The 24,968-nt window shown below is 56.9% G+C and carries 24 protein-coding genes; 12 read left to right on the plus strand and 12 right to left on the minus strand.

Annotation, left to right across the window (positions count from 1 at the left end; genetic code table 11):
- Positions 1-70 precede the first annotated feature (70 nt).
- From MID00_RS14440 to MID00_RS14475, 8 genes are all read left to right on the plus strand, one after another.
- Positions 71-493 (plus strand): thioesterase family protein, encoded by a 423-nt coding sequence (locus MID00_RS14440; RefSeq protein ID WP_009456536.1) that lies wholly within the window; start codon positions 71-73, stop codon positions 491-493.
- 122 nt (positions 494-615) lie between these two features.
- A complete protein-coding gene (locus tag MID00_RS14445; RefSeq protein ID WP_009456533.1) occupies positions 616-1,314 on the plus strand; it encodes a CoA transferase subunit A in 699 nt (232 codons plus the stop codon).
- A 19-nt stretch (positions 1,315-1,333) separates the two neighbouring features.
- Complete coding sequence (locus MID00_RS14450; RefSeq protein ID WP_009456529.1) at positions 1,334-1,987, plus strand: CoA transferase subunit B; 654 nt, start codon at positions 1,334-1,336, stop codon at positions 1,985-1,987.
- 93 nt (positions 1,988-2,080) lie between these two features.
- Positions 2,081-3,859, plus strand: coding sequence for an aminopeptidase P family protein (locus MID00_RS14455; protein WP_254498980.1), 1,779 nt, complete (start codon positions 2,081-2,083; stop codon positions 3,857-3,859).
- Between the two features lie 148 nt (positions 3,860-4,007).
- Entirely contained in the window at positions 4,008-5,654 is a 1,647-nt protein-coding gene (locus MID00_RS14460) for a CTP synthase (protein WP_009456525.1), read from the plus strand.
- A gap of 88 nt (positions 5,655-5,742) precedes the next feature.
- Positions 5,743-6,123 carry a VOC family protein gene (locus MID00_RS14465; RefSeq protein WP_009456523.1) on the plus strand — a complete coding sequence of 127 codons (381 nt, stop codon included), beginning with the start codon at positions 5,743-5,745 and terminating at the stop codon, positions 6,121-6,123.
- A 76-nt stretch (positions 6,124-6,199) separates the two neighbouring features.
- Entirely contained in the window at positions 6,200-7,051 is an 852-nt protein-coding gene (gene kdsA, locus MID00_RS14470; RefSeq protein ID WP_009456521.1) for a 3-deoxy-8-phosphooctulonate synthase, read from the plus strand.
- 18 nt (positions 7,052-7,069) lie between these two features.
- A complete protein-coding gene (locus tag MID00_RS14475; RefSeq protein ID WP_009456520.1) occupies positions 7,070-7,354 on the plus strand; it encodes a DUF1330 domain-containing protein in 285 nt (94 codons plus the stop codon).
- Between the two features lie 125 nt (positions 7,355-7,479).
- Here MID00_RS14475 and MID00_RS14480 read toward each other — a convergent pair whose 3' ends face one another.
- The gene (locus tag MID00_RS14480) at positions 7,480-8,205 is read right to left on the minus strand and encodes an SDR family oxidoreductase (RefSeq protein WP_254498981.1); all 726 of its coding nucleotides are present in this window, start codon (positions 8,203-8,205) and stop codon (positions 7,480-7,482) included.
- A 163-nt stretch (positions 8,206-8,368) separates the two neighbouring features.
- Between MID00_RS14480 and MID00_RS14485 the strand changes: the two genes are divergently transcribed.
- The 4 genes from MID00_RS14485 (at position 8,369) to ftsB (ending at position 12,378) form a co-directional block, all read left to right on the plus strand.
- Positions 8,369-9,937, plus strand: coding sequence for an MFS transporter (locus MID00_RS14485; RefSeq protein ID WP_031232598.1), 1,569 nt, complete (start codon positions 8,369-8,371; stop codon positions 9,935-9,937).
- Between the two features lie 2 nt (positions 9,938-9,939).
- A complete protein-coding gene (locus tag MID00_RS14490; protein WP_021446859.1) occupies positions 9,940-10,386 on the plus strand; it encodes a MarR family winged helix-turn-helix transcriptional regulator in 447 nt (148 codons plus the stop codon).
- A gap of 354 nt (positions 10,387-10,740) precedes the next feature.
- A complete protein-coding gene (gene eno, locus MID00_RS14495) occupies positions 10,741-12,027 on the plus strand; it encodes a phosphopyruvate hydratase (RefSeq protein ID WP_009456510.1) in 1,287 nt (428 codons plus the stop codon).
- Between the two features lie 45 nt (positions 12,028-12,072).
- The gene (gene ftsB / locus MID00_RS14500; RefSeq protein ID WP_009456508.1) at positions 12,073-12,378 is read left to right on the plus strand and encodes a cell division protein FtsB; all 306 of its coding nucleotides are present in this window, start codon (positions 12,073-12,075) and stop codon (positions 12,376-12,378) included.
- A gap of 360 nt (positions 12,379-12,738) precedes the next feature.
- Here the strand turns inward: ftsB and MID00_RS14505 are convergent, their stop codons facing one another.
- From MID00_RS14505 to rpmB, 11 genes are all read right to left on the minus strand, one after another.
- Entirely contained in the window at positions 12,739-13,566 is an 828-nt protein-coding gene (locus tag MID00_RS14505) for a hypothetical protein (protein ID WP_254498982.1), read from the minus strand.
- Positions 13,567-13,645: 79 nt separating this feature from the next.
- Complete coding sequence (gene hslO / locus MID00_RS14510) at positions 13,646-14,557, minus strand: Hsp33 family molecular chaperone HslO (RefSeq protein ID WP_009456504.1); 912 nt, start codon at positions 14,555-14,557, stop codon at positions 13,646-13,648.
- Between the two features lie 43 nt (positions 14,558-14,600).
- The gene (locus tag MID00_RS14515; RefSeq protein ID WP_026483072.1) at positions 14,601-15,119 is read right to left on the minus strand and encodes an RDD family protein; all 519 of its coding nucleotides are present in this window, start codon (positions 15,117-15,119) and stop codon (positions 14,601-14,603) included.
- A gap of 214 nt (positions 15,120-15,333) precedes the next feature.
- The gene (locus tag MID00_RS14520) at positions 15,334-16,683 is read right to left on the minus strand and encodes a class I SAM-dependent RNA methyltransferase (protein WP_235332513.1); all 1,350 of its coding nucleotides are present in this window, start codon (positions 16,681-16,683) and stop codon (positions 15,334-15,336) included.
- A 1,408-nt stretch (positions 16,684-18,091) separates the two neighbouring features.
- Positions 18,092-18,508 (minus strand): CopD family protein, encoded by a 417-nt coding sequence (locus MID00_RS14525; protein ID WP_035272539.1) that lies wholly within the window; start codon positions 18,506-18,508, stop codon positions 18,092-18,094.
- Between the two features lie 3 nt (positions 18,509-18,511).
- The gene (locus MID00_RS14530; protein ID WP_254500302.1) at positions 18,512-19,753 is read right to left on the minus strand and encodes a glutamate-5-semialdehyde dehydrogenase; all 1,242 of its coding nucleotides are present in this window, start codon (positions 19,751-19,753) and stop codon (positions 18,512-18,514) included.
- A 122-nt stretch (positions 19,754-19,875) separates the two neighbouring features.
- Complete coding sequence (gene holA, locus MID00_RS14535; protein WP_035272542.1) at positions 19,876-20,937, minus strand: DNA polymerase III subunit delta; 1,062 nt, start codon at positions 20,935-20,937, stop codon at positions 19,876-19,878.
- A 2-nt stretch (positions 20,938-20,939) separates the two neighbouring features.
- Positions 20,940-21,572, minus strand: a complete 633-nt coding sequence (gene lptE / locus MID00_RS14540) for an LPS assembly lipoprotein LptE (protein WP_254498983.1) — start codon at positions 21,570-21,572, stop codon at positions 20,940-20,942.
- 2 nt (positions 21,573-21,574) lie between these two features.
- A complete protein-coding gene (leuS, locus tag MID00_RS14545; RefSeq protein WP_009456487.1) occupies positions 21,575-24,235 on the minus strand; it encodes a leucine--tRNA ligase in 2,661 nt (886 codons plus the stop codon).
- 212 nt (positions 24,236-24,447) lie between these two features.
- Positions 24,448-24,615, minus strand: a complete 168-nt coding sequence (gene rpmG / locus MID00_RS14550; RefSeq protein ID WP_003802781.1) for a 50S ribosomal protein L33 — start codon at positions 24,613-24,615, stop codon at positions 24,448-24,450.
- Between the two features lie 35 nt (positions 24,616-24,650).
- Positions 24,651-24,887 (minus strand): 50S ribosomal protein L28, encoded by a 237-nt coding sequence (gene rpmB / locus MID00_RS14555; RefSeq protein WP_003802782.1) that lies wholly within the window; start codon positions 24,885-24,887, stop codon positions 24,651-24,653.
- Positions 24,888-24,968: the final 81 nt, after the last annotated feature.

Here is a 24,968-nt window from a genome sequence, read left to right on the forward strand (position 1 = left end):
GTTCAGAGGCCAGAGGCAGTGCCCCTTGGCTTCCGGCTTCATCAGTAAATATCAGTAAGGAGAGCATGTAATGACACAAGTAGTAGATTCTGGTGCAGGAGCCACTTTTGATATTGCCGTGCGCTGGGGCGATCTGGATGCCATGAATCATGTTAACAATACGGTCTACTTTCGCTACATCGAGGAAGCCCGTGTCCAGTTAATGATGAAGCTGGGCATGGTGCCACCTTCTCCACGTACCGGGGTGCTGGCGCACGCCAGCCTGGATTTCCTGCGTTCGGTCCTGTATCCGGCCACTGTGCGGATTGTGCACAAATTGCTGAAAGTCGGTGGCAGCAGCATTGAGTTGGAAGTCTTTGTATGTGACGCAAATCAAGCTGATGTCATTTATGCACGTGGCCGCTGTGTGCTCGTGTCCATTAACCCCCAAGGCGGCTCACAACCTTGGACCGAAGATGAGCGTAAACAGATACACTCGGTTTTTCAGGGTTAAGCTTTACGTATACGGAAAGCATAGTCAAGTCGTAGAATGCCTGATAGCACTGTATGGTGCATAGCGGCATTATTGGGCAAAGTTTGCTGTTTAGGCCAATTAAAGAGTTATTGGAGAGTCAATTGAATAAAGTCTATCCAAGCGCCAAGGAGGCGTTGCAGGGGGTCGTTGCCGACGGACAGACAGTCGCGGTAGGTGGATTCGGCCTGTGCGGAATTCCCGAAGCGCTGATTGCTGCGCTGCGCGATAGCGGAGTCAAAAACCTGACCTGCATTAGCAATAATGCCGGGGTGGATGGCTTTGGTCTGGGTCAGTTGCTGGAAACACGCCAGATCCGCAAGATGATTTCCTCCTATGTGGGCGAAAACAAGGAGTTCGAGCGCCAGTATCTGGCGGGCGAGCTGGAACTGGAGTTCACTCCTCAGGGCACACTGGCTGAAAAGCTGCGTGCCGGTGGCGCAGGCATCCCTGCGTTCTTTACCGCAACGGGTGTGGGTACTATCGTGGCTGACGGTAAGGAAATCCGCGAGTTCAATGGTCAGCAATACGTGATGGAAGAGGCCCTGGTGCCCGATGTGTCGCTGGTTAAAGCTTACAAGGCCGACCGCAGCGGCAACCTGGTGTTTCGCAAGACCGCGCGCAACTTCAACCCGAACGTGGCCATGGCTGGAAAAATCACCATTGTCGAGGTCGAGGAAATTGTCGAGACCGGCAGCCTGGATCCGGATGATGTGCATTTGCCCGGCATTTACGTGCACCGTATCGTGCTCAATGCCCAGCCCGAAAAGCGCATTGAACAGCGTACCGTTCGTTCTTCCTGATTAGCGAGGCAAGATAATAATGGCTTGGAATAGAGATCAAATGGCGGCACGCGCCGCTCTGGAGCTTCAGGACGGCTTTTACGTCAACCTGGGTATCGGTTTGCCTACGCTGGTTGCCAACCACGTGCCCGAAGGCATTGAGGTCTGGCTGCAGTCGGAAAACGGTTTGCTGGGTATCGGCCCCTTTCCGACTGAGGACAAGATTGACGCTGACCTGATCAACGCCGGCAAGCAAACCATCACCACCTTGCCCGGTTCGTCCATCTTTTCCTCGGCAGACTCGTTTGCCATGATTCGCGGCGGCAAGATCAATATCGCGATTCTGGGTGCCATGCAGGTGTCGGAAAAGGGTGATCTGGCCAACTGGATGATCCCCGGCAAGATGATCAAGGGCATGGGCGGTGCCATGGACCTGGTCGCTGGCGTTGGCCGTGTCGTGGTTCTTATGGAACACGTGGCCACCAAGAAAGACGGCACAGAAGACCTGAAAATTCTGCCTTCTTGCACCTTGCCCCTGACGGGCGTGGGGGTAGTTGACCTCATCATTACCGATCTGGGGGTGATGGAAGTGACGGAAAATGGTTTAAAGTTGCTTGAGTTGGCACCAGAAGTCAGCCTTGAGTACATTCAGTCCAAGACAGGCGTCCCGCTGGACGTCAGTGCTTTGGCCTGATCGGTCTCTCTGGCTAAAAAAGCTTCGGCGCGAGTCGGAGCTTTTTTTATGCTTGATCGGTGCGTGAACGCTGTTTATGTAAAGGAAGTTGGCATGGCCCATCCCCCCGTTGCCGCACGCTTGCAGGCGCTGCGCGAACAAATGCAATTTCAGTCCGTGCAGGCAAGTATCTGGCCTACATCTGACCCCCATCTGTCTGAATACCTGCCCGATCGCTGGAAAAGCCGTCAGTGGCTAAGCGGATTTGTCGGGTCGGCCGGGCTCCTGGTGGTGACGGCAGATTGGGCCGGTTTGTGGACCGATAGCCGTTATTGGGAACAGGCTGCCAAGGAGCTGGAAGGTAGCGGCATTCAATTGCAACGTGCGGGCGAGGCCGGGGTGCCGGAGCCAGCCAACTGGCTGGCGGAACATTTGCCTGCCCAGTCGCGAGTCGCACTGGATAGCCAGTCGGTGTCGGCACAAAGTCTGCTGGCCTGGCAAAAAGCGACGCCAGAGCTGGAATGGGTTCTGGAGGCTGACTTGCTCAGCCCTATCTGGACGGAGCGACCTGCTGCACCTGTTGGTCAGGTGGTGGAGCATTTACCCCCGTTTGCCTGCCGCACTCGTCAGGAAAACTTGAGCAGCACGCGGGCGGCCATGCAGGAGCAGGGGGCACATTGGCATTTGCTGAGTGCGCTCGATGATATTGCCTGGACCTTGAATTTACGCGGCAGCGATGTGTCCTATAACCCGGTGTTCCTGTCGTACCTGCTGATAGGCCCGGATCAGGCGTTTCTGTTTGTGGATAGCAACAAGCTGTCAGCAGGCATACAGGAGGCGCTGGCTGTGGATGGCGTGCAAGTTCAAGGCTATACCGAACTGTCCTCCTTCATGCGCGCCTTGCCGGCATCCATGCCCATCTTGCTGGATATGGCTCGGACCACGGCCTGGGCCGCCCAACTGGCTGCGCATTTGAATGTGGTCGAACACATCAATCCCGCTCAATTGCTCAAGTCCTGCAAGACCGATGCCGAGCTGGATCATGTGCGTGAAACCATGGAAAAAGACGGCGCTGCCTTGTGCGAGTTCTTTGCCTGGTTTGAACAGCAAAGCGATGTCAATGAGCTGGATGTGGACGAACATATCTGCGCGGCGCGTGCTCGTCAGGAAGGTTTTGTCAGCCCCAGCTTTGGCACGATTGCCGCCTATAACGCCAATGGTGCCATGCCGCACTATCAGGCTACCCAGCAGTCCCATGCCCACATCGACGGCAATGGTTTATTGCTGATCGACTCGGGTGGGCAGTATCAGGGCGGGACGACCGACATTACCCGTGTAGTGCCGGTAGGTCAGGTGTCTGCCGAGCAGATTCGTGACTTCACGCTGGTGCTCAAAGGCATGGTGTCCTTGTCCATGCTGGTGTTCCCGGAAGGCATTGCCGGTCAGCAAATTGATGTACTGGCCCGTCAGCCTTTGTGGGAGCAGGGCCTGGACTTTGGTCATGGCACTGGCCATGGCGTGGGTTACTTCATGAATGTGCATGAAGGCCCGCAGTCCATTTCCTGGCGCGGTCGTATCGGGCCTCATTCCGCCATGCGTGCCGGCATGATTACCTCCAACGAGCCTGGCTTGTACCGTCCCGGCCAATGGGGCATTCGCATCGAGAATCTGGTGGCGGCGGTTCCGGCCCTGCGCAGCGAGTACGGGCAGTTCCTGCGTTTTGAAACCCTGACCCTGTGCCCCATTGATACGCGTTGTATAGATGCCGCACTACTGACGGCTGCCGAGCGTAACTGGCTCAATGAATATCATCAGCAAGTGCGTGAACGTCTCTTGCCTCGTGTTCAGGGGGATGCACGCAAGTGGCTTGAGCAAAGGACGCAGGCGATCTGATCGCCACCCTCTGCTCTTGTCAATAGCTGCAAGGGCTAGTGGTATTTCCGCTGTGAAATGCCACTAGTCGGGTCGCCAAGCATGGGCGCTTGCCGTTATAATCCAAATTTCCCGCTATCGCCTGATTTGACCTCAGGCGCCTTTTATAATGACCACCAAATATGTATTCGTAACGGGAGGCGTTGTGTCCTCCCTGGGCAAAGGTATTGCGGCTGCATCCCTGGCTGCCATCCTGGAGTCCCGCGGTTTGCGCGTGACTATGCTCAAGCTGGATCCCTACATCAACGTAGATCCGGGCACCATGAGCCCCTTCCAGCACGGTGAAGTGTTTGTTACTGAGGATGGTGCGGAAACCGACCTGGACCTGGGCCACTACGAGCGCTTTATTTCCGCTCGCATGCGCAAGGTCAACAACTTCACCACGGGCCAGATTTACGAATCCGTGCTGCGCAAAGAGCGTCGCGGGGACTATCTGGGCAAGACCGTGCAGGTTATCCCGCACATCACCAACGAAATCCAGGATTTCATCATTCGTGGCGCCAAGGCTGCCTACAATGGTGAGGCCGATGTTGCCATCGTCGAGATCGGCGGCACAGTGGGTGATATCGAATCCCAACCTTTCCTGGAAGCTGCCCGCCAGATGAATCTGCGTCTGGGCCGCAACAACACCGCTTTTGTTCACCTGACGCTGGTGCCTTTCATTGCATCGGCAGGCGAGCTGAAAACCAAACCTACCCAGCACTCGGTGCAAAAGCTGCGTGAAATCGGTATTCACCCACACGCTTTGCTGTGCCGTGCGGATCGCGTCATTCCTGACGACGAACTGGCCAAGATTTCGCTGTTCTCCAACGTGCCCATGGACGCCGTGATTTCGGTGTGGGATGCGGATTCCATCTACAAGATTCCAGCCATGCTGCACAAGCAAGGCCTGGACAGCCTGGTGTGCGATGCACTGGCGCTGTCGCCTCCACCGGCTGATCTGTCCATGTGGGATCGTCTGGTACAGGCCCTGGAAAATCCGGAGCACGAAGTGCGTATCGGTATGGTCGGCAAGTACGTAGACCTGACCGAATCCTACAAGTCGCTCAGCGAAGCACTGGTTCACGCCGGTATTCACACCCGTACCCGTATCAATATCGAGTACCTGGATTCCGAAGTCATCGAGAACGAAGGCACCGATTGCCTGAAAGGTCTGGACGCCATTCTGGTGCCAGGCGGCTTTGGTAAACGCGGTACCGAAGGCAAGATTCGCGCCATTCAATACGCTCGTGAAAACGGCGTGCCCTTCCTGGGCATCTGCCTGGGCATGCAATTGGCGGTGGTTGAATTTGCTCGTAATGTGGGCAATCTGGTGGGCGCGAACTCGACTGAATTCGATCCATCGGCCGTGCACCCGGTTGTGGCCTTGATTACCGAATGGGCAGACCGCGAAGGCAAGATTGAGCACCGTGATGGTTCCTCCGATTTGGGTGGCACCATGCGCAAGGGCGCACAGCGTTGCCCAGTGAAGCCAGGTTCGCGTGCTGAAGCCATTTACGGTCCGGAAGTAAATGAACGTCACCGCCACCGTTTCGAAGTGAATACCTTGTATGTGCCACGTCTGGAAGAAGTGGGCATGGTGATTTCCGCTCGTACTCCTACCGAGAACCTGCCAGAAATCATGGAATTGCCTGATCATCCCTGGTTCATGGGCGTGCAATTCCATCCGGAATTCACTTCCACTCCGCGTGATGGCCATCCGCTGTTTACCAGCTATATCAAAGCTGCTCTGGACCACCAGAAAAAATCAGCCTGATAATTTGGTATGACTGAAAAGGCCCGCGCTACGCGGGCTTTTTCATTCGGGGCGACAGAGTGTGTTGCCCGCTTTCCTGGGAGTTGTCATGATCGAACAGCTGGATCATTTGGTGCTCACCTGTACCGACCCGCAAGCCACAACCCATTTCTATACACAAGTGTTGGGCATGAAGCAGGAAGTCTTTGGGCAAGGACGCATTGCCTTCAGCTTTGGCTCGCAAAAGATCAATTTGCATGTGCGTGGGCAGGAGTTCGAGCCCAAGGCGCATTTGCCGGTGCCGGGGGCGCTGGACCTGTGCTTTATTGCCAGCATTCCGCTGGAGCAGGTGATCGCGCATCTGCAGTCACAAGCTTGGCCCATTATTGAAGGGCCGGTGCAGCGTACAGGAGCTACCGGCCCGATTCGCTCAGTCTATGTGCGCGACCCGGACTTGAACCTGATCGAAATCTCCGAACGATTGGGCTGACAGGCTTGCTGCACTGCGGTGCAGCAGCGCCGTCAGGAATGTGGGAGAATGCAGAAATACTGAAACGAGGTCTATTATGGATTTATGCGGTTACGACGTTGGCCTGGATCGGCCCTTTTTTCTGATCGCTGGCCCTTGTGTGATTGAATCGCGTCAAATGGCGTTTGATACAGCGGGCCAGCTTGCTGAGATTACTTCGGCTCTGGGTATCCCCTTTATCTACAAAAGCTCGTTTGACAAGGCCAACCGGAGTTCGGACAAGTCTTATCGTGGCCCCGGCATGGCCGAAGGTCTGCAGATTCTGGCGGATGTGCGCTCGCACTACAAAGTGCCGGTCCTGACCGATGTGCACGACAAGGACCAGGTCGATGATGTGGCGGCCGTCGTGGATGTGCTGCAAACCCCGGCTTTCCTGTGCCGTCAGACCGACTTTATTCAGGCCTGCGCTGCTACCCTGAAACCCGTGAATATCAAGAAGGGCCAGTTCCTGGCTCCTCAGGATATGGTGCAGGTGGTGGCAAAAGCACGTGCGGCAGCGATGGAAATGGGCGGAGATGGCTCCACCATCATGGTCTGTGAGCGTGGTGCTTCCTTTGGCTACAACAACCTGGTGTCCGATATGCGGTCCCTGGCGATCATGCGCGCCACGGATTGCCCGGTCGTGTTTGATGCCACGCACTCGGTACAGTTGCCGGGCGGGCAGGGCACGACATCGGGTGGTCAGCGTGAGTTTGTGCCCGTCCTGGCGCGTGCTGCTGTCGCAGCGGGTGTGTCGGGCGTGTTCATGGAAACTCACCCTAACCCGGACAAGGCCTTGTCTGACGGCCCGAATGCTGTCCCTCTGTCGCAGATGGCAGACTTGCTGCGGACATTGCAGCAGATCGATTCGATTGTTAAAAACAGCGGTGCCTTGCAGCACGGCTATTAAAAGTAGTTTGGAGACACTATGTCCGCATTTTTGATTGCTAATGTCGAAGTAACCAACCCCGAGCAGTACAAGCAGTACCAGGAGTTTTCCAGCATTGCCATGAAAACCCACAACGTGAAAGTGTTGGTACGTGGCGGTGAAACGGTCACTCTGGAAGGCAATGCGCCTTTGCGTACCGTGGTTATGGAGTTCGACACACTGGAACAGGCCCAGGCGTTCCACGATTCCGAGGAATACCGCCGTGCTCGTCAAGCACGTGAGGGTGCTGCCAACATGACGATGTACGTGGTGCAGGGTCTGTAAGAAGCGGACTACGCCATGTAGTCAGGCAGGAAAAAGGGAGTGTGAAAACACTCCCTTTTTTGATGCTTGCAGGGACACAGCCCGACCTTCTTGAGCACGATGGCAGGAAGGAGTTGTGTGGCTGTTTAGAAACGCGGATCACGCAGGGCTGGTAGGGTCAGCTCACGTATGAAGCTGGCGGGAGACAGTTGCAGCAGGCTACGCACAATCGTGAGCACGTCATGCACTGGAATCGTCTCGCCCTGGTCACGCTCTGCGGCGGCGTGCAGTGGCACATCCAGGCCGTCTTCCGTATTCAGGTAGCCCAGTTGCAGGCAAGTGACGGCCAGGCCTTGATCTCTATAGCCTTCACGCAGACTGTCTGCCAAACCATTCAAGGCAAATTTTGTTGCTCCGAAGGCAACTTCTGGGCGACCGCTTTGACGCAGACCCGAGGTGGAACCAGTCAAAATCAGGCGGGGCTGTTTGCTGCGCAGTAAATGAGGCAGCAGATGACGTATGGCCAATAAGGCTCCAGTCAGATTCACATCGATCAGACGACGGATGGCCTGATCGTTTTGCGACAGAAAATCGTAATCCTCACTGAAGGCAGTGTCTTCCCAAATCCCAAGGTTATAAATCAGCACGTCCAGTGATTCCGGGCAGGCGGCTGCTAATTGGCTGGCGGCGTCAGGCTGGGACAAGTCGGCACTGATCCAGTGTTGATTGATGCCGGGATCGGGACTGAGCGGGCTGGCCGATGGCGCGGGTGTCCGGCGAGCCACGCCATAAAGCGTGTTGCCGTCTTGGGCCAGGCCGTCCATCAAGGCGCGTCCCAGCCCCATGCTGGCACCGACAATCATGATATTCATACTGTTTTCCTGTGGGGGGGATGTGCTTGGAAAGCGGTGCTTTCCGGATGGTCGCTATTGTGTACCGGGATGCCGGGATATGGGTTGATTCAGACAGCGCTTGTCAGGTTTTTATCACTCTCGTAAAATTGTTGACTAGGCAATAGTTGCATGGTCAATGGAAATGGTAAACGTATCGGAAACAGCACAAAAGACGCCGGGGCGGGTCTTGTCAGTCACAGAGTCCATACTGGCGATGATGGGGCTGTGCTTTGTGGTGATGTTGGTGGCAATTGATCAGACCGTGGTCGGGACAGCCTTGCCCACCATTGTCTCCGAGCTGCATGGTTTTGAACTGTATGCCTGGGTGGCAACGGCGTATTTGCTGACTTCAGTGATTACCGTGCCTATCTTTGGCCGTCTGGGAGATTTTTATGGGCGCCGCCGCTTTGTGCTGGTGTCCATCGTTTTGTTTACCCTGGCTTCCGTGCTCTGCGGCATGGCGCAAAGCATGTTGCAGCTGGTACTGGCACGTGCCTTGCAAGGGATTGCGGGGGGCATGCTGGTGGGGACCGCATTTGCCTGTGTGCCTGATCTGTTTCCGGACCCCCGTGTGCGTTTGCGCTGGCAAGTCATGCTGAGCGCTTCCTTTGGGATTGCGAACGGGATAGGGCCCTTTCTGGGCGGAATTCTGACCGAGCACTATGGCTGGCGCTCCGTGTTTTATGTGAATCTGCCCGTGGGTTTGTTAAGCCTGTATTTTGTCTATCGCTATTTGCCGCAGATCCGTCATTTTCGTCAAACCCAGGTCCGCATGGATTACTTGGGTGCTTTCTTGTTGATGGTCGGTTTGGCCTGTATCCAGTTGCTGGTAGAGTTGCTGCCGCAATATGGGGGCAGCTATTTGATGGTTTTGCTTGGCCTGTGCAGTGTGGCTGCTTTTGTTCTGCTGGTGACCTGGGAGCGACGGGTGGCAGAACCTTTGCTGCCCCTGGTCTTGTTCAGTAGCCCAGCCCAATTCTCTTTGCTGGTTTTGTCTGCGGGCTTGGGCTTTATTCTGTTTGGTCTCTTGTTCTATGCGCCCTTGTTGTTGCAAGGGGGGTATGGCCTGCGACCACAAACCGCCGGTTTGTTGATCACGCCCTTGGTCGTGTTCATTACGGTGGGCAGTATCATTAATGGCCGTACGATTACGCGTCTGCGTCGTCCTACCTTGATGCTGTATCTGGGTCTGGTGCTGTTGACCATCGCCTGCCTGGGTATGGTGTTCATCAAGAAAACCGATCCGCACTGGCATTTTGTGATCTATGCCACTATTGCCGGCACTGGGGTCGGTTGCATCATGCCCAATCTGACGGTATTTGCGCAGGAAATTGTGGAACGCTCCATGCTGGGCATCGCCACGGCCATGCTACAGTCCATGCGCATGGTGGGTGGCATGTTGGGTACTGCTGTGGTTGGAACCCTGATCAATTACCAGTATGGGGAGGCCATCCGCACGCAATTGGCGGCTTTGCCCACAAGCCTGGTCAACTCCCTGCAAGATCCGCAAGTTCTGATGAGCGCGAGTCAGCAGACGCAGTTTCTGGAGCAGGCCGGGCAGGAAGGGCTGGTGTATCTGGGCTTGGCCCGCGACGCCCTGGCACATGCCGTCAATATGGGGATGGCCGTGACCTTGCTGCTGATAGTCTGGTGTTTTTATTGGGTACGCAAAGTGCCACCGATACGATTTAATCGTCAAGAACAGTCTTGAACATGATGAATGAATTTCCGCAACTTCAAGCGGCTCAGCAGCTGGGGCGCACGTATCGCAGCCTGATGGCGGCATTTGATCAGCAGTTGGGGATGCCCTTGCCACGCTGGCGTATCCTGATTTCCTTGTACCAGGAAGAGGGCAGTCTGTCTCAAAAGCAGTTGGTGCGTCTGCTGCGCATTGATCCGGCTGCGGTGACACGGCAGCTTAAAAGCATCGAGTCCCTGGGGCTGATCGAGCGTTTCACGGATGAGCAGGACAACCGGCTGACCAATGTGCGTCTAAGCCCCGCTGGCCGCGAGCTGGTGGAAGCTACCTTGCCCCGGCGGCGTCGTCTGGTGGAAGCCATGCTGCAAGACTTCTCTGATCAGGATCTGAATCAGTTGATCACCTTGCTGGGCAACTGGGAAAGCGCCTTGTTGAAAGCGGCCGACAAAGATTTACTTTGAGACGTATCGGTACTTTTTGTATTTACAGAGACGCCGCCTAGTCTCGGAATTTCTGGTGATAATAAACACGTGCCGGTTTCGATCCGGATGAAGGCAGGGTCTTGAATCCAGGCTTTTTTCCAGCTTTCGGGACCAGACATGGCACGGCTGTGTCATGGGCAGGTACAATCCTGTTTTAGCAGGAGGGCAGGGGGCGCTGATTGCACTATAGCTGTCGCGCTTGCTGATCTTTTCAACTTCCAGGCTAGGCGCCTTTTCAAGCTGATTTTCACATCGGCTTACGGCGATATGCCCGGCAGCAGGATTGTTTAACTTATCTAGCTTAATGCTACTTCAGGCAGGACTGTCAAAATCATGAGTGCAATCGTAGATATTATTGGCCGCGAGATTCTGGACTCCCGTGGTAATCCAACGGTGGAGTGTGATGTATTGCTCGAATCGGGCGCTATGGGGCGTGCCTCCGTTCCATCTGGTGCATCCACTGGCGCTCGCGAAGCGTTGGAGTTGCGTGATGGTGACAAGAGCCGTTACCTGGGCAAAGGTGTTTTGCGCGCTGTCGAGAACCTGAACACAGAAATCTCCGAAGCCTTGATGGGCTTGGATGCTCAAGAACAAACCTTTATCGATCGTACCCTGATCGAGCTGGACGGCACCGAAGACAAGAGCCGCCTGGGCGCTAACGCCATGCTGGCTGCCAGTATGGCTGTGGCCCGTGCCGCTGCTGATGATTCGGGTCTGTCCCTGTACCGCTACTTCGGTGGCAGTGGTGCCATGGCCATGCCCGTGCCGATGATGAACGTCATCAACGGTGGTGCACACGCCAACAACACCCTGGATCTGCAAGAATTCATGATCATGCCCGTGGGTGCCAAGAGCTTCCGCGAATCGCTGCGCATGGGTGCAGAAGTGTTCCACACGCTGAAAGGCCTGATCCACGATCAGGGCATGTCCACCGCTGTAGGCGACGAGGGGGGGTTTGCTCCCAACGTGGCCAATCATGAAGCCGCTATCGAACTGATCCTGCGCGCTATCGAACAGGCTGGCTACGAGCCTGGCACCCAGATCGCTCTGGCCCTGGACTGCGCCGCTTCCGAGTTCTACCGCGACGGCAAATACCACCTGGCTGGCGAAGGCGGCGTGTCCCTGAGCTCGCAAGACTTTGCCAATCTGTTGGCCAACTGGTGCGACAAGTACCCCATCATCTCCATCGAAGACGGCATGGCCGAAGACGATTGGGACGGCTGGCGCATTCTGAGCCAGCAACTGGGCGACAAGATCCAGTTGGTTGGTGACGATTTGTTTGTGACCAACACCAAGATCCTGAAGAAGGGCATCGAGCTGGGTATCGGCAACTCCATTCTGATCAAGATCAACCAGATCGGCACCCTGACCGAAACCTTTGCTGCCATCGAAATGGCCAAGCGCGCTGGTTACACCGCCGTGATTTCGCACCGTTCGGGTGAAACCGAAGACTCCACGATTGCGGACATCGCTGTGGCAACGAACGCCATGCAGATCAAAACAGGCTCCCTGTCCCGTTCCGATCGCATGTCCAAGTACAACCAGTTGTTGCGTATTGAAGAAGAATTGGCAGAAGTTGCTACCTTCCCAGGTCGCGAAGCGTTCTATAATCTGCGCTAATTCTGTTTGATGAACCGGGTCGGAAGACCCGGTTCTTATATCGCCATGCGCCTTATCGTCCTGCTTCTGCTGTGCCTGACCCTGGTAACCCATTACGCTTTATGGTGGGGCAAAGGCGGTTGGCTGGATGTACGGCAAATGCAGACCAGGCTGGTTGCGCAAAAAGAAACCAATGAAGCCCTGACGGCGCGTAACAACGCCTTGCTGGCCGAGGTTCAGGATTTACGCTCGGGTACACACGCAGTTGAAGAGCGCGCCCGTAGCGAGTTTGGCATGATGCGTGAAGGCGAGATCTTTGTGCAGATTGTGCCTCCGGGTGGTTCGGCTGCTACGACAAGCAGCCCACGTTAAGAAGTAGCGCGCAAGGCGCTGCTGGAACTGCCGATCGGCCAGTTCATTTCTGATTACTCTTCTACCTTATGTTTGGATCGTTGATCCGGGCTTTGTTGCGCCCTTTGTATGTGGGCCTGGATCGGGCTTGGTTGTAAGTCGCAGGCATTTCAGGGTCGGAGTGGTGGCAGAGTAGCTATCGAGTTCCTTTGGCTTTGTTGGTTTTGTGACGGCCTTATCCGTGCTTTCCTTCTCCTTGTTCCCTTCACTGCCCCGGCTACGGCCACAAGAGGCTGTAACTCTGTCTACCACTTGTGGCAGGAATGCGTTTATAGCGTCCTATGCTGCCGACTCCTGAAGCCGCCCCGAATAGCGCGGCAGTTAGTAGCAGGCAGGGTTTGGGGGCGGGGATTCAGCTCCTCCTGAGTCTGGGGTGGGTACGGCTGGTTCTGGAGAGGAGGCGCTAGCACCAGGCCCTTGAATAGAGTCACTCCATGAGGGAAGACGAGCACTTCCGTCCGTTGATGGTATTTCCGCCGGCTCTATATCTGCTGACCAGCCTGTTTGGGAAACTGGCAAGGCAAGCTCGTTTTCAGTCTGCTGGGCATAGACGACCCGACCGTCAGCCAAGTCATCCCACTGCACGGCATCGGACTGCATAGGGTGTCTGATTTCCAGGCGTAGCCAGACCGCTGCCGAACCTGAAGGGCCAGGCATGCTGGCGGCAAGCTTGGGTAGCAGGCGAAGCAAGGAAAGAGGGCCCGGCTTATGGGCATAGAGCAGGTACAAGTGCAATGTGTTGGCCTGGTAGATGCTGGGGCCGCCGTGGCTGGCTTGATCCGCTTGTTGTGCCTGCCAGCCCTGGGTAATGCTTGTACGCCCCTCATGAGGCCGGGAAGGCCTGCCATGCAGCATAAAAGCCTGTGGTGAGGGCGACAGAATCTGGATCTGCCATTGATCGTGCAGTGGCACTTTGGCAGCAGCCAGGGTTTGGCTGAATGCCAGGGCAATGGTTTCAGGCCGGGCATGCTGCACACTGGCCTGGCGAGCCGCCTGCAACAGGCCGTGCTGCAGGCGTACGCGCAAGGAGTACAGCGTCAGCACGTCCAGCACCAGCCAGCTCAGCAGGATGATTGCAAGCAGGGCTCCCATGATGTGAGCGCCAGCCAAACCAGATTGAGGATGGGGTGAGGAAAAAGAATCAGCCATGATGTTGTCATCATGGCTGAGTGTCTTTTAGCTTGGTAGAAGGACTTGTGCGGGTGTAGTCCTTCGTAGCGGTTTCTGCTTAGTGCAGGGTATCGTCACCAGGCTGGGTATCGCCCTTGTCGACAAACAGGGACGCGCAGTCAATTGCATCGTACTGATAGGGCTTGCCGCAGAAGTTGCAGGACACATTGATGGTGTCTTGTTCTGCCAGCATTTGCTCGATTTCTGCCCGGCCCAGCATGCGCAGCATATTGCTGACGCGTTGACGGGAACAGGGGCAATGCCAGCGCACGGACTGAGGTTCAAAGACTTGCAGGTCTTCTTCCCAGAACAGGCGATGAATCAAGGTGTCGCTATCGAGTTGCAGCAATTCTTGTGTCTGGACGGTGGAGCCCAGCGCCAGGGCGCGTTCCCAGGTGTCCAGATTTTGCGCCAGGCTGTGGCCGCCTTGGGGCGGGATACGTTGCAGCAACAGCCCTGCACAACGGTTTTCGTCGGCGGCCAGCCACAGGTGGGTATCCAACTGCTCGGAGGTGCGCATATAGGTTTGCAGAACCTCGGCAACGGTCTCGCCTTCCAGAGGCACCACGCCTTGGTAGGGGCGGAAATCCTTGCTGCTTTGACGCGGGGCCAGTACTACGGTGAAGCGGCCTTGGCCTTGGGGGTTGAGCAGGGTTTGCAAGGTGCCGGTTTGGGGCACGGGATGGTTCTCACGCAGCGACACCGTTGCGCGTATGTCCATGTCGGACGTGCATTCCACCACCAGCAAGGCGATCGGGCCGTCGCCCTGGATTTGCAAAATCAGGGAGCCGTCAAACTTGAGGTTGCCCGCCAGCAGTACCGAAGCGGCTACCAGCTCGCCCAGCAAGTCGCGGATGCAGGCAGGATAGTGCTGGTGTTCCAGACCCATTTGCCAGGCTTGCTCAAGATGAACAATCTGGGCTCGTGTGCTTTGGTCGGCGAACAAGTATTTTTTTAAAATGTCAGTCATGACTTTGCTGTACTACTAAAAAATGAAGAGGCAGCCTGCCTGCTCAGGTGGCTGCCGAAGTAACACGGGTAGGGCGCGCATCGATCAGGCGAGTCTTGCTAAGACGGTCGTGCAGGAACTGCTGGTCTTTGTCGAACCAGGTCCAGATGAAGTTCAGAAAAGGCGTAAACACGATAAGCAGGTCCGTGGACGCATAGCCTGTGTAGCCAGACAGAAGCTGAACCAGCAAAGCTCCCAGCAAGGGCAGGGGCCATAGCAGAATATAACGCAGCAGCAGGGTACGCAGGGCAGGAATCTGACCTTGCTCGTCTACCAGTCGCATATGCCAGGTTTTCATGGGCAGGGTCTGGCCCACTTTGCGCCAGCACAGCACGAAATAAATCCCCAGCGCAATAAATAGAACGACCTGACGCACATGACGCAGATCCAGGCCGCTACGGCTTTGGGTCAAGGTGTCAAACAGATAGCCGGTGGTGAAAATAACGCCAAACAGCAGGATGGATTCATACATCATGCAGGCAAAGCGTCGCCAGCGGCCAGGAGTAGTGAAAGTGGGTGTCATGGTGCGTCTTGAGGCAGGGAAGACTGCCATTATCGCGTATATCGCTGCCTAACGGAATGCTGCCAGTTCAAGGCTGGAACAGAAGGCATGGAGTCGGGCGGGCCCCAGAAGGGTAGAAAAGTAATCAAGATATGGGGGGCTTGTCCCAATAAACAAGGGCCAAGCCATTTTCATGGACTTGGCCCTTGTCGCCTTGTGCAAGACGGCTTGACGCTTATTCGGCGCTGGCTGAGTCTTCGCTGGCGTCCGAGGCTGTCTCGTTATTGCGATAACTGGCCGGAACCATGTCAAAGCAGAACAGACGGCAATCCAGAGCACCGTTGTACAGCGGGTAACGACGCTTGGGCTTGAGGCGCATATGACGTGGCAGCTCCAGGTCGCTGCTGATCATGTTCACGCTCCAGTTGGCGAAGTTTTGCTTGAGGTTGCTGGCCCAGTTGGGCCAGAAATCCTCGTCCTGATGTTCCAGGCGCTCGCCGTAAGGAGGATTGGTGACAATCCAGCCGGCTTCCGTTTCGGGACGAATCTTCAGGGCATCGCCTTGCTCGAAGCGAATCGTCTCCAGCGTCAGGTGCGAGCGTTCCAGGTTGGAACGGGCTGCATCCAGAACGGTGGGGTTGATGTCGTAGCCAATCAATGGAGTATCCAGACGAGGAGCGATCATGGAGCGCGCTTCGTCTTTGATATCACGCCACAAGCGCTGGTCGTGGCAGCGCAGACGCTCGAAGTGGAAGGGGCGCCAGATGCCGGGAGGCGCTCCCAAAGCCATCCAGGCGGCTTCGATCAGAATCGTGCCACTACCGCAGAAGGGGTCGATCAAAGGCTTGCTGGGGTCCCAGCCAGACAGGGCCAGCAGGCCCGCTGCCAGGTTTTCACGCAAAGGCGCATCGCCCTTGTCGTGACGCCAGCCGCGCTTGAACAGAGACTCGCCACTGGTATCCAGGTAGAAGGTGGCACTGGTCTCGTCCAGGAACAAATGCACCTTGGCATCCGGGCGTACGGTATCGATGGAAGGACGTGCGCCTTCCAGATCACGCAGGCGGTCACAAATCCCGTCTTTGGCGCGCAGATTGCAGTACTGCAAGCTTTGCATGGGGCTGCGTACGGCCGAGGTGTCGACACGCAGTGTCTGCTCGGGGCCAAACCAGCGTTCCCAGGGAGTCACCCGAGCCAGGGCCAGAATGTCCTCTTCGTTGGTGACAGGAGCGTGCGAGACTTCCAGCAAAATGCGTGTCGCCAGTCGCGAGGACAGGTTGGCACGCATGACACCGATCCAGTCCGCATCAAAATGGCAGCCCGCACGGCCGGTTTGAACGTTCTCGTAGCCTAGTGCTTGCAGTTCCAGCGACAGCGCTTCTTCCAGCCCTTGTGGGCAGGGAGCAAACAGACGGTAGCGTTCCCCTTGCAGAGCCTTGACCTGGACGCGCTCGTTTTGCTCGATATTGCTATCGGGCAGGCGCTGACCGGGCTTGGGGGCCTGGGGGCTGTCTACACGCTGAATAGGCGAGACATATTGAGGAAAGGCATCGGAGTCACCGGCCGGGCTAAACAGCTTGCTGGGCATTTTGCCGGCAGGGGTACGCTCCGAAGATTCCTTGTCACCTTTGAAAGCAGGACGTTCACGGCGTTCACCCGAGAAATTGCGGCGCTCGCCCGTTTGAGGGCGGCTGTCGCGGTCACGATTGAATGCAGGGCGTTCACGACGCTCACCGGAGAACTCACGACGTTCGCCCGATTGCGGACGGCTGTCACGGTCACGGTTGAATGCGGGACGCTCACGGCGTTCGCCGGAGAATTCACGACGTTCGCCCGATTGCGGACGGCTGTCTCGGTCACGGTTGAATGCAGGACGTTCACGACGCTCACCGGAGAATTCACGACGCTCCCCCGATTGTGGGCGGCTGTCGCGATCACGGTTGAATGCAGGACGCTCACGGCGTTCGCCGGAGAATTCACGACGTTCGCCCGATTGCGGACGGCTGTCTCGGTCACGGTTGAATGCGGGGCGTTCACGACGCTCGCCGGAGAATTCACGACGTTCGCCCGATTGCGGACGGCCGTCGCGGTCACGGTTGAATGCGGGACGCTCACGGCGTTCACCGGAGAATTCACGACGTTCGCCCGATTGCGGACGGCCGTCGCGGTCACGGTTGAATGCGGGACGCTCACGGCGTTCACCGGAGAATTCACGACGTTCACCCGATTGCGGACGGCTGTCACGATCGCGGTTGAATGCAGGACGTTCACGACGTTCACCGGAGAATTCACGACGTTCGCCCGATTGGGGACGGCTGTCACGGTCACGGTTGAATGCGGGACGCTCACGGCGTTCACCGGAGAATTCACGACGCTCACCCGATTGTGGGCGGCTGTCGCGGTCACGGTTGAATGCAGGACGTTCACGGCGTTCGCCCGAGAATTCCCGGCGTTCACCTGAGAACTCACGACGCTCACCCGATTGTGGACGGCTGTCGCGGTCACGATTGAATGCGGGTCGTTCACGACGTTCGCCCGAGAATTCCCGACGTTCACCGGAGAACTCACGACGCTCGCCCGATTGTGGGCGGCTGTCGCGGTCACGGTTGAATGCGGGTCGTTCACGACGTTCGCCCGAGAATTCCCGGCGTTCACCGGAGAACTCACGACGCTCACCCGATTGTGGGCGGCTGTCGCGATCACGGTTGAATGCGGGACGCTCACGGCGTTCGCCTGAAAATTCGCGACGCTCGCCCGATTGAGGACGATCTGCGCGGTCGCGGTTGAAAGCAGGGCGCTCGCGGCGGTCCTGGTCACGTTTCTCTACGTAGGGGCGGGCCTCGCGCTTGGGGCCGCCCAGGCGGTCTTGCTGCAGGCTGGCTGCACGTGCGCGCGCACCCGAGCGCACGCGGGGTTCCGCATTGCTGGCTTTCTTTTTAGCGCCTGGGTTCAGGCTTAGTGTCTTGCGTTCAGATTGGTCTGACATGAATAAGGTATTAGAAGGGTTTTATAACCACCAGGATGAGGACCAGCAGCAGAACGATGACCGGAATTTCATTGAACCAGCGGAAGAATACGTGTGAGCGGCTTTGTTGCCCTTGCTGGAACTGCCGCAGATAGCGTCCGCACACACCGTGAAAGGCAAACAGGATCAAGACCAGGGTCAGTTTGGCGTGCATCCAGCCCTGTCCTTTGCCTATGCCGTAATACAAAAACAATCCCAGGCCTGTCAGCAAAGTCAAAATGGCCAGAGGAGCCATAAAGCGATACAGGCGCCGGGCCATGCCCAGAAGCGTTTCATAGGTCTTGGCATCTTGCTCCTGGGCCAGATTGACATAGATGCGGGGCAAGTAGAACAGCCCTGCAAACCAGGAGGTCACAAACAAGATGTGAAATGTTTTTAGCCAAAGCATGATTTAACCACGCATTTGGCCATTGCCGTGCAAGACCCATTTGTAGGTCGTCAGGCCTTCCAGGCCGACCGGGCCACGGGCATGAAGACGGTTGGTGGAAATGCCGATTTCGGCACCCAGGCCGTACTCGAAGCCGTCAGCAAAACAGGTAGGCAGGTTCACCATGACGGAACTGGAGTCCACTTCGCGCTGGAAGCGCTCGGCCAGGCTCAGGTTTTCCGTCACGATGGATTCGGTGTGCTCGGAGCTGTACTGGGCGATATGGTCCATGGCCTGGTCCATGGAGTCCACAATGCGGATTGCCAGAATGGCCGCGGCAAATTCGGTTTCCCAGTCTTCCTGGGTAGCAGGGGCCACATTGGCAACCAGGGCACGGGTCTGCTCACAGCCACGCAGTTCCACCCCTTTTTCCTGCAATTGGCGGGCCATTTCTGGCAGGAAAGCGGGTGCAATGCTGCGGTGAACCAGCAAGGTTTCCATGGTGCCGCAAATACCGTAGCGGTAGGTCTTGGCGTTGAATACGATGCGGTTCGCTTTTTCCAGATCGGCAAATTCGTCCACATAGACGTGGCAGTTGCCGTCCAGGTGCTTGATCAGAGGAACCGTGGCTTCGGCGCTCAGTCGTTGGATCAGGCTCTTGCCACCACGCGGGACAATGACGTCCACGTAGTCGTTCATGGTTACGAGCAGGCCAACAGCATCGCGGTCCGTGGTGGGAACCACTTGCACGGCTTCTTTGGGCAAACCAGCACGTTCCAGGCTGCTGGAGATGATCTGCGCCAGGGCCTGGTTGGAATGAAAGGCTTCGCTACCACCGCGCAGAATCGTGGCGTTGCCCGATTTCAGGCACAGGGCAGCGGCGTCAATAGTCACATTGGGGCGCGACTCGTAAATGATGCCGATGACACCCAAAGGGACACGCATCTGAGCCACGCGCATGCCATTCGGGCGGGTACGCGAGGCGCTGATCTGGCCAACCGGATCATCCATATCGGCAATTTGACGCAGGCCGGTGGTCATGATCTCCAGGGCGCGGTCGGACAGGACCAGGCGTTCGATCATGGCCGGGGCAATCTGACGTTCACGTGCCGCTTGCAAGTCCAGCTCGTTGGCTGCTTGCAACTGGGCTTTTTGCTCAATCAGGGCATCAGCCATATAGCGCAGGGCGTCGGCCTTGGCTTTGCCTGTGGCGGCGCGCATACGACGGGCAGCAAGCTGGGCGCGCTTGCCCAAATCTTGCATCATGGAAGACAGATCGCCGACCTGGGTGGCGGCAGAGGACTGGGTGATATCGTTCATAGCCGTGTAACTCTCCGGTTCAAGAGAGCATTATCGCAACAATTAAGAAGTTAAGGGGTATCGGACGCTTAGCGGCGGGGCGCTTGTGTCGCGACCGCGATACGCATGGTCAGGCGGCGCATTTCTTCCCACGGGTCTTGCTGACGTCCGTTGGGGTGCAGGCCTTTGATCAAACGGTCTATATCGTGTGCATGCAGAACCGAAGCGGGCCAGCTTTGAGGCGGGATACGGTCCAGGGCCTGACGAACGAGTTTTTCACGCGGGCCAAAAATGCGGTATTGGCGAAACAGGTTGGACAGATCCTGCCCTTGCTGACGCGCTTGTGACAAGCGGGCCAAGGTACGCACTTCTTCGCCTACAGCCCACAAGACCAGCGGTAGGGCTTCGCCTTCTGCCTGCAAGCCATCAAGCACCGTCAGGGCGCGTTGACTGTGGCCTGCCAGCATGGAGTCACGCAGATCAAACACGCTGTAGCGAGCTACGTTCAGAACCGCGTTTTCCAGTTCTTCCTGGCTAAGCTGGCCAGGTGGGTAAATCAGGGCCAGTTTCTGTATTTCCTGATGGGCGGCCAGCAGGTTGCCTTCAACCTTGTCAGCCATCCATTCCAGGCTGTTGCGCTCCAGGCTTTGGTCCTGGGCTTTCAGGCGTTGGGCAATCCAGCCTGCCAGAGAGTTGCGGTTGATGGGCTGAATGTCAACCCAACAGGCCACCTGCTCCAGAGCCTGACACCATTTACTGTTGCGCGTGGCCTTGTCCAGCCGGGGAAGTTGAATCAGAAAGCTGGTGCCATCCATTTGCCCCCCGCTGATCAGCTCGCACAGCTTTTGCAGGGCGTCGCCGCCTGGCTTGCCAGGTTTGCCGCTGGGAATATTGACATCCACCAGTTTTTGATCGCCAAACAGGGAAATGTTCTGGGCTACAGCAAACAGCTGCGACCAGTCGGCCCGTGCATCCAGGGTAAAGCTGCTGCGTTCGGTAAAGCCGTCCTGGCGGGCGCGGGCACGCACCGCATCCGCCGCTTCAACCAGCAACAGAGGCTCGTCACCGGACACCACATAAAGCGGTTGGAAAGCGGCGGTTGGCGTGGCCAGTTCGCGCAGCAAGGTGTCGTGGTCGGCCCTGCGTCCCATTCTTACAGCGGAGCCTGTTGTCGAGTGGGCAGCAGTTCCATCTCTTCCATGGAGCTGGCCTCTGGTTGACTGCTTATGTAATGGTAGGCGCTGGTCACGTCGGGCGAACTCAAGCGACGCACAATGCGATTGATCAAAGACTGTTCCATATCGCGGAAAATCATCTCGATTTCGCTGTCTTTGGCTTGCACGGCCTCGGCATCGTACGGCACTTCACGAATGACGTTCAGTGTTGTGGGCGGCAGGATCACGCGGCCTTTGGCGTCCAGCAACTCGAACACAAATGTCAGTTGCAGTTCGTACTCTTCCACCTGGCCTTTGGCGTTGATGGAGATTTCGCGTTGATTACGGCTGTGGGAGAGCTGTTGCAAGATGGCTTCAGCGTCTTGCGGGCGCTCCACAAAGCGGGTTTGCGGTGAACTGGCCGACAAGGTTCGACGCAGATTCGCGCCAAACGCACTGTTGTCCGTAATGTTGGTGTAAATCGTGTCGAACGGCAGCGGGGCCACCCCTTTCAGGTGAAAGCCACACGCTGTCAGAACAACACTGAGCAGGATTATCAAGCCCGCCAGTCCCCAGAACCTGGGTGCAGGAACAGACAAGGAGCTGGAAGGAAGCAGGCGGGCTAGGTGCATGATTAACCTACGACGTTAACGAGTTTGCCAGGCACCACAATGATGCGCTTGGCGGGGCGGCCTTCCAGATACTTGAGCACGGCAGCGTGTTCGGCTGCGGCTTGTTCAATGGCGGCTTTTTCCGCTCCCTGAGGCACGACTAATGAACCGCGCAGCTTGCCATTGACTTGCAGCATCAGCTCCACTTCGTCGGCAATCAGGGCTTGTTCATCCACAGCAGGCCATTGGGCGTCGAGCATATCGCCCAGGCTGTCTGCCCAACCCAGTTCACGCCACAACTGCCAGGTGATGTGAGGGACGACAGGGTACAGCACGCGCAACAGAATGGACGTGGTTTCAGCCAGTGCACGTTGTGCGGCGGGAGTGTCTTCCCATTGAGTCTGCTCCAGGGTGTTGAGCATCTTCATGCAAGCCGAAACCACGGTGTTGTATTGAATACGCTCGTAGTCGTAATTGGCTTGCTTGAGCAATGAGTGAATTTCCAGACGGGTACGCTTGGCGGCCGCATCCAGATCGCTCCAGTCGGTGGCTTGTTGGGCGTTGCCAGCGCGCAGAGCATCGGCGTGGTTATAGCAGAAGGCCCACAGGCGACGCAGGAAGCGGTTGGCGCCATCCACGCCCGAATCCGACCACTCCAGGGTTTGCTCTGGCGGGCTGGCAAACATGATGAACAGGCGGGCGGTATCCGCGCCCAGCGTGTCGATCAGGGATTGGGGGTCCACGCCGTTGTTCTTGGACTTGGACATGGTGCCGATGCCGTTGTACTGCACGGGCTGACCATCGCTCTTCAAACGGGCACCGATAATCGCGCCTTTTTCGTCGTAGACGTTTTCGACGGTTTCAGGCCAGAAGTACTCGATACCACCTTGAGGTGTGCGGCGGGTGTAGCTGTGGTTCAGCACCATGCCCTGGCACAGCAGGCGGGTGAAGGGCTCGTCAATCTTGACCAGGCCCATGTCGCGCATGACTTTGGTCCAGAAGCGGGCATACAGCAAGTGCAGCACAGCGTGTTCGATACCGCCGATGTACTGATCCATGGGCATCCAGTAATCGGTGCGTGGATCGGTCATGGAGTCGTTCAGATTGGGCGTGGTGTAGCGCAGGAAGTACCAGGACGAGTCCACAAAGGTGTCCATGGTGTCCGTTTCGCGACGTGCAGGCTTGCCGCAAGAAGGGCACGTGCACTTCAGGAAGGCTTCGTGCTTGTTCAACGGGTTGCCGCTGCCATCGGGAATCAGCTCTTCGGGCAGAACGACGGGCAGGTCTTTTTCCGGAACAGGAACCGGGCCGCAATCCTCGCAGTGGATGATCGGGATCGGGGTGCCCCAGTAACGCTGACGGGAAATACCCCAGTCGCGCAGACGGTAGGTGGTTTGTTTCTCGCCCAGCTCTTGAGCATTCAGGTCTGCCGCAATTGCGTCCACGGCGGCGGCATGCGCCAGGCCGTCGTACTTGCCGGAATTGATGGTTTGACCTTGCTGCTTGTCGCCGTACCAGTCTTGCCATTGAGTGGCGTCGTACTCTTTGCCTTCAACGCCAATCACTTGTTGAATAGGCAATTGGTATTTCAGGGCAAAGGCGAAGTCGCGCTCGTCGTGAGCAGGCACGCCCATGACGGCACCGTCGCCGTAGCTCATCAAGACGTAGTTACCGACCCAGACAGGAACGTCCGCACCGGTCAGTGGGTGCTTGACGCTCAAGCCGGTAGGCAGACCTTCTTTTTCACGGGTGGCCATGTCGGCTTCCGTGGTGCCGCCTTTCTTGCATTCTTCAATAAAGGCAGTCAGCTCGGGATTGTTGCGGGCAGCCAGGGCGGCCAGCGGGTGTTCAGGAGCAACAGCACAGAAGGTAACGCCCATGATGGTGTCCACGCGGGTGGTGAACACATACAGACGACCGTCCTGAATCAGTTGGCCTTGCTCGTCACGAATATCGTGAGGGAAGGCAAAGCGTACACCCTGGCTCTTGCCGATCCAGTTTTCCTGCATCAGGCGGACGCGCTCGGGCCAGCCGGGCAGGCCGGTTTTCACGGTGTCCAGCAGCTCTTCAGCGTAGTCGGTAATGCGCAGGTAATAGCCGGGGATTTCACGCTTTTCAACCAGCGCGCCCGAGCGCCAGCCACGGCCTTCAATAACCTGCTCGTTGGCCAGAACGGTTTGATCCACCGGGTCCCAGTTCACGGTCTGGGTCTTGCGGTAGGCAATGCCTTTTTCCAGCATCTTCAGGAACAGCCACTGGTTCCATTTGTAGTATTCGGGATCGCAGGCACACATTTCACGCGACCAGTCGATGGCCAGACCCATCGCCTGCATCTGCTTTTTCATGTAGGCGATGTTGTCGTAAGTCCACTTGGCGGGCGGAACCTGCGATTTGATGGCGGCGTTTTCAGCGGGCATGCCAAAGGCATCCCAGCCCATGGGCATGAGAACGTTAAAACCGCGCATGCGTAGCTGGCGCGCCATCATGTCGTTGATGGTGTAGTTGCGCACGTGGCCCATATGTAGCTTGCCACTGGGGTAGGGCAGCATGGAGCATGCGTAAAACTTGGGTTTGAGCGAGCCATCGGGAGCGGTGGCGTTTTCGACGGCGCGATAGGCGTCCCGATCGGTCCAGTTTTGCTGAGCGAGTTGTTCAACCTCGCTGGGGTTGTAACGTTCCTGCATGAGTGGCAATACCGTTTTAGACAAAAGTAAAGGAGTATCCGCCATTATACGGGGCAAATCTCGCTGTGGACGGCTGCAAGGTGGGCAGTGTGCATGAGCGTAATGGCAGACAGGAGGCAGGCCTGTCACAGCAGCCTGTGAAGGGCAAAAAAAACCCCTGCAGGGCAGGGGCTTTTTTTGAAAACCAATCCGCTGCAGGAGCGGGGCGCGAATTAACGCAACTTGGTTTCTTTGTACTCGACGTGCTTGCGAACGACGGGGTCAAATTTCTTGATCACCATCTTTTCAGGCATATTGCGCTTGTTTTTGGTGGTGGTGTAGAAGTGACCGGTGCCGGCGGACGATTCGAGTTTGATTTTTTCGCGTATACCTTTAGCCATGATGAGCTCCTGGTTAAATGTTTAAGAAGCGCAGCTTAGTATTTTTCGCCGCGGGAGCGCATTTCGGCCAGAACGGAGTCGATACCGTTCTTGTCGATGGTGCGGATAGCGTTAGCGGAAACGCGCAGGCGAACCCAGCGGTTTTCACTTTCAACCCAGAAACGACGGGACTGCAGGTTTGGCAGGAAGCGACGCTTGGTTTTATTGTTGGCGTGCGAAACATTGTTGCCCGACATTGGGCCTTTTCCGGTCACTTGGCATACGCGTGCCATGGTCATACCCCTTGAGATCTAAATCAGCCTCCGCTAAACGAAAAAAGCCGCGGGCGATTGTAAAATTAGGATCGTGTTAAC

This window comes from Alcaligenes sp. NLF5-7, from assembly GCF_024266725.1.
Classification (GTDB): Bacteria; Pseudomonadota; Gammaproteobacteria; order Burkholderiales; family Burkholderiaceae_B; genus Alcaligenes; species Alcaligenes phenolicus.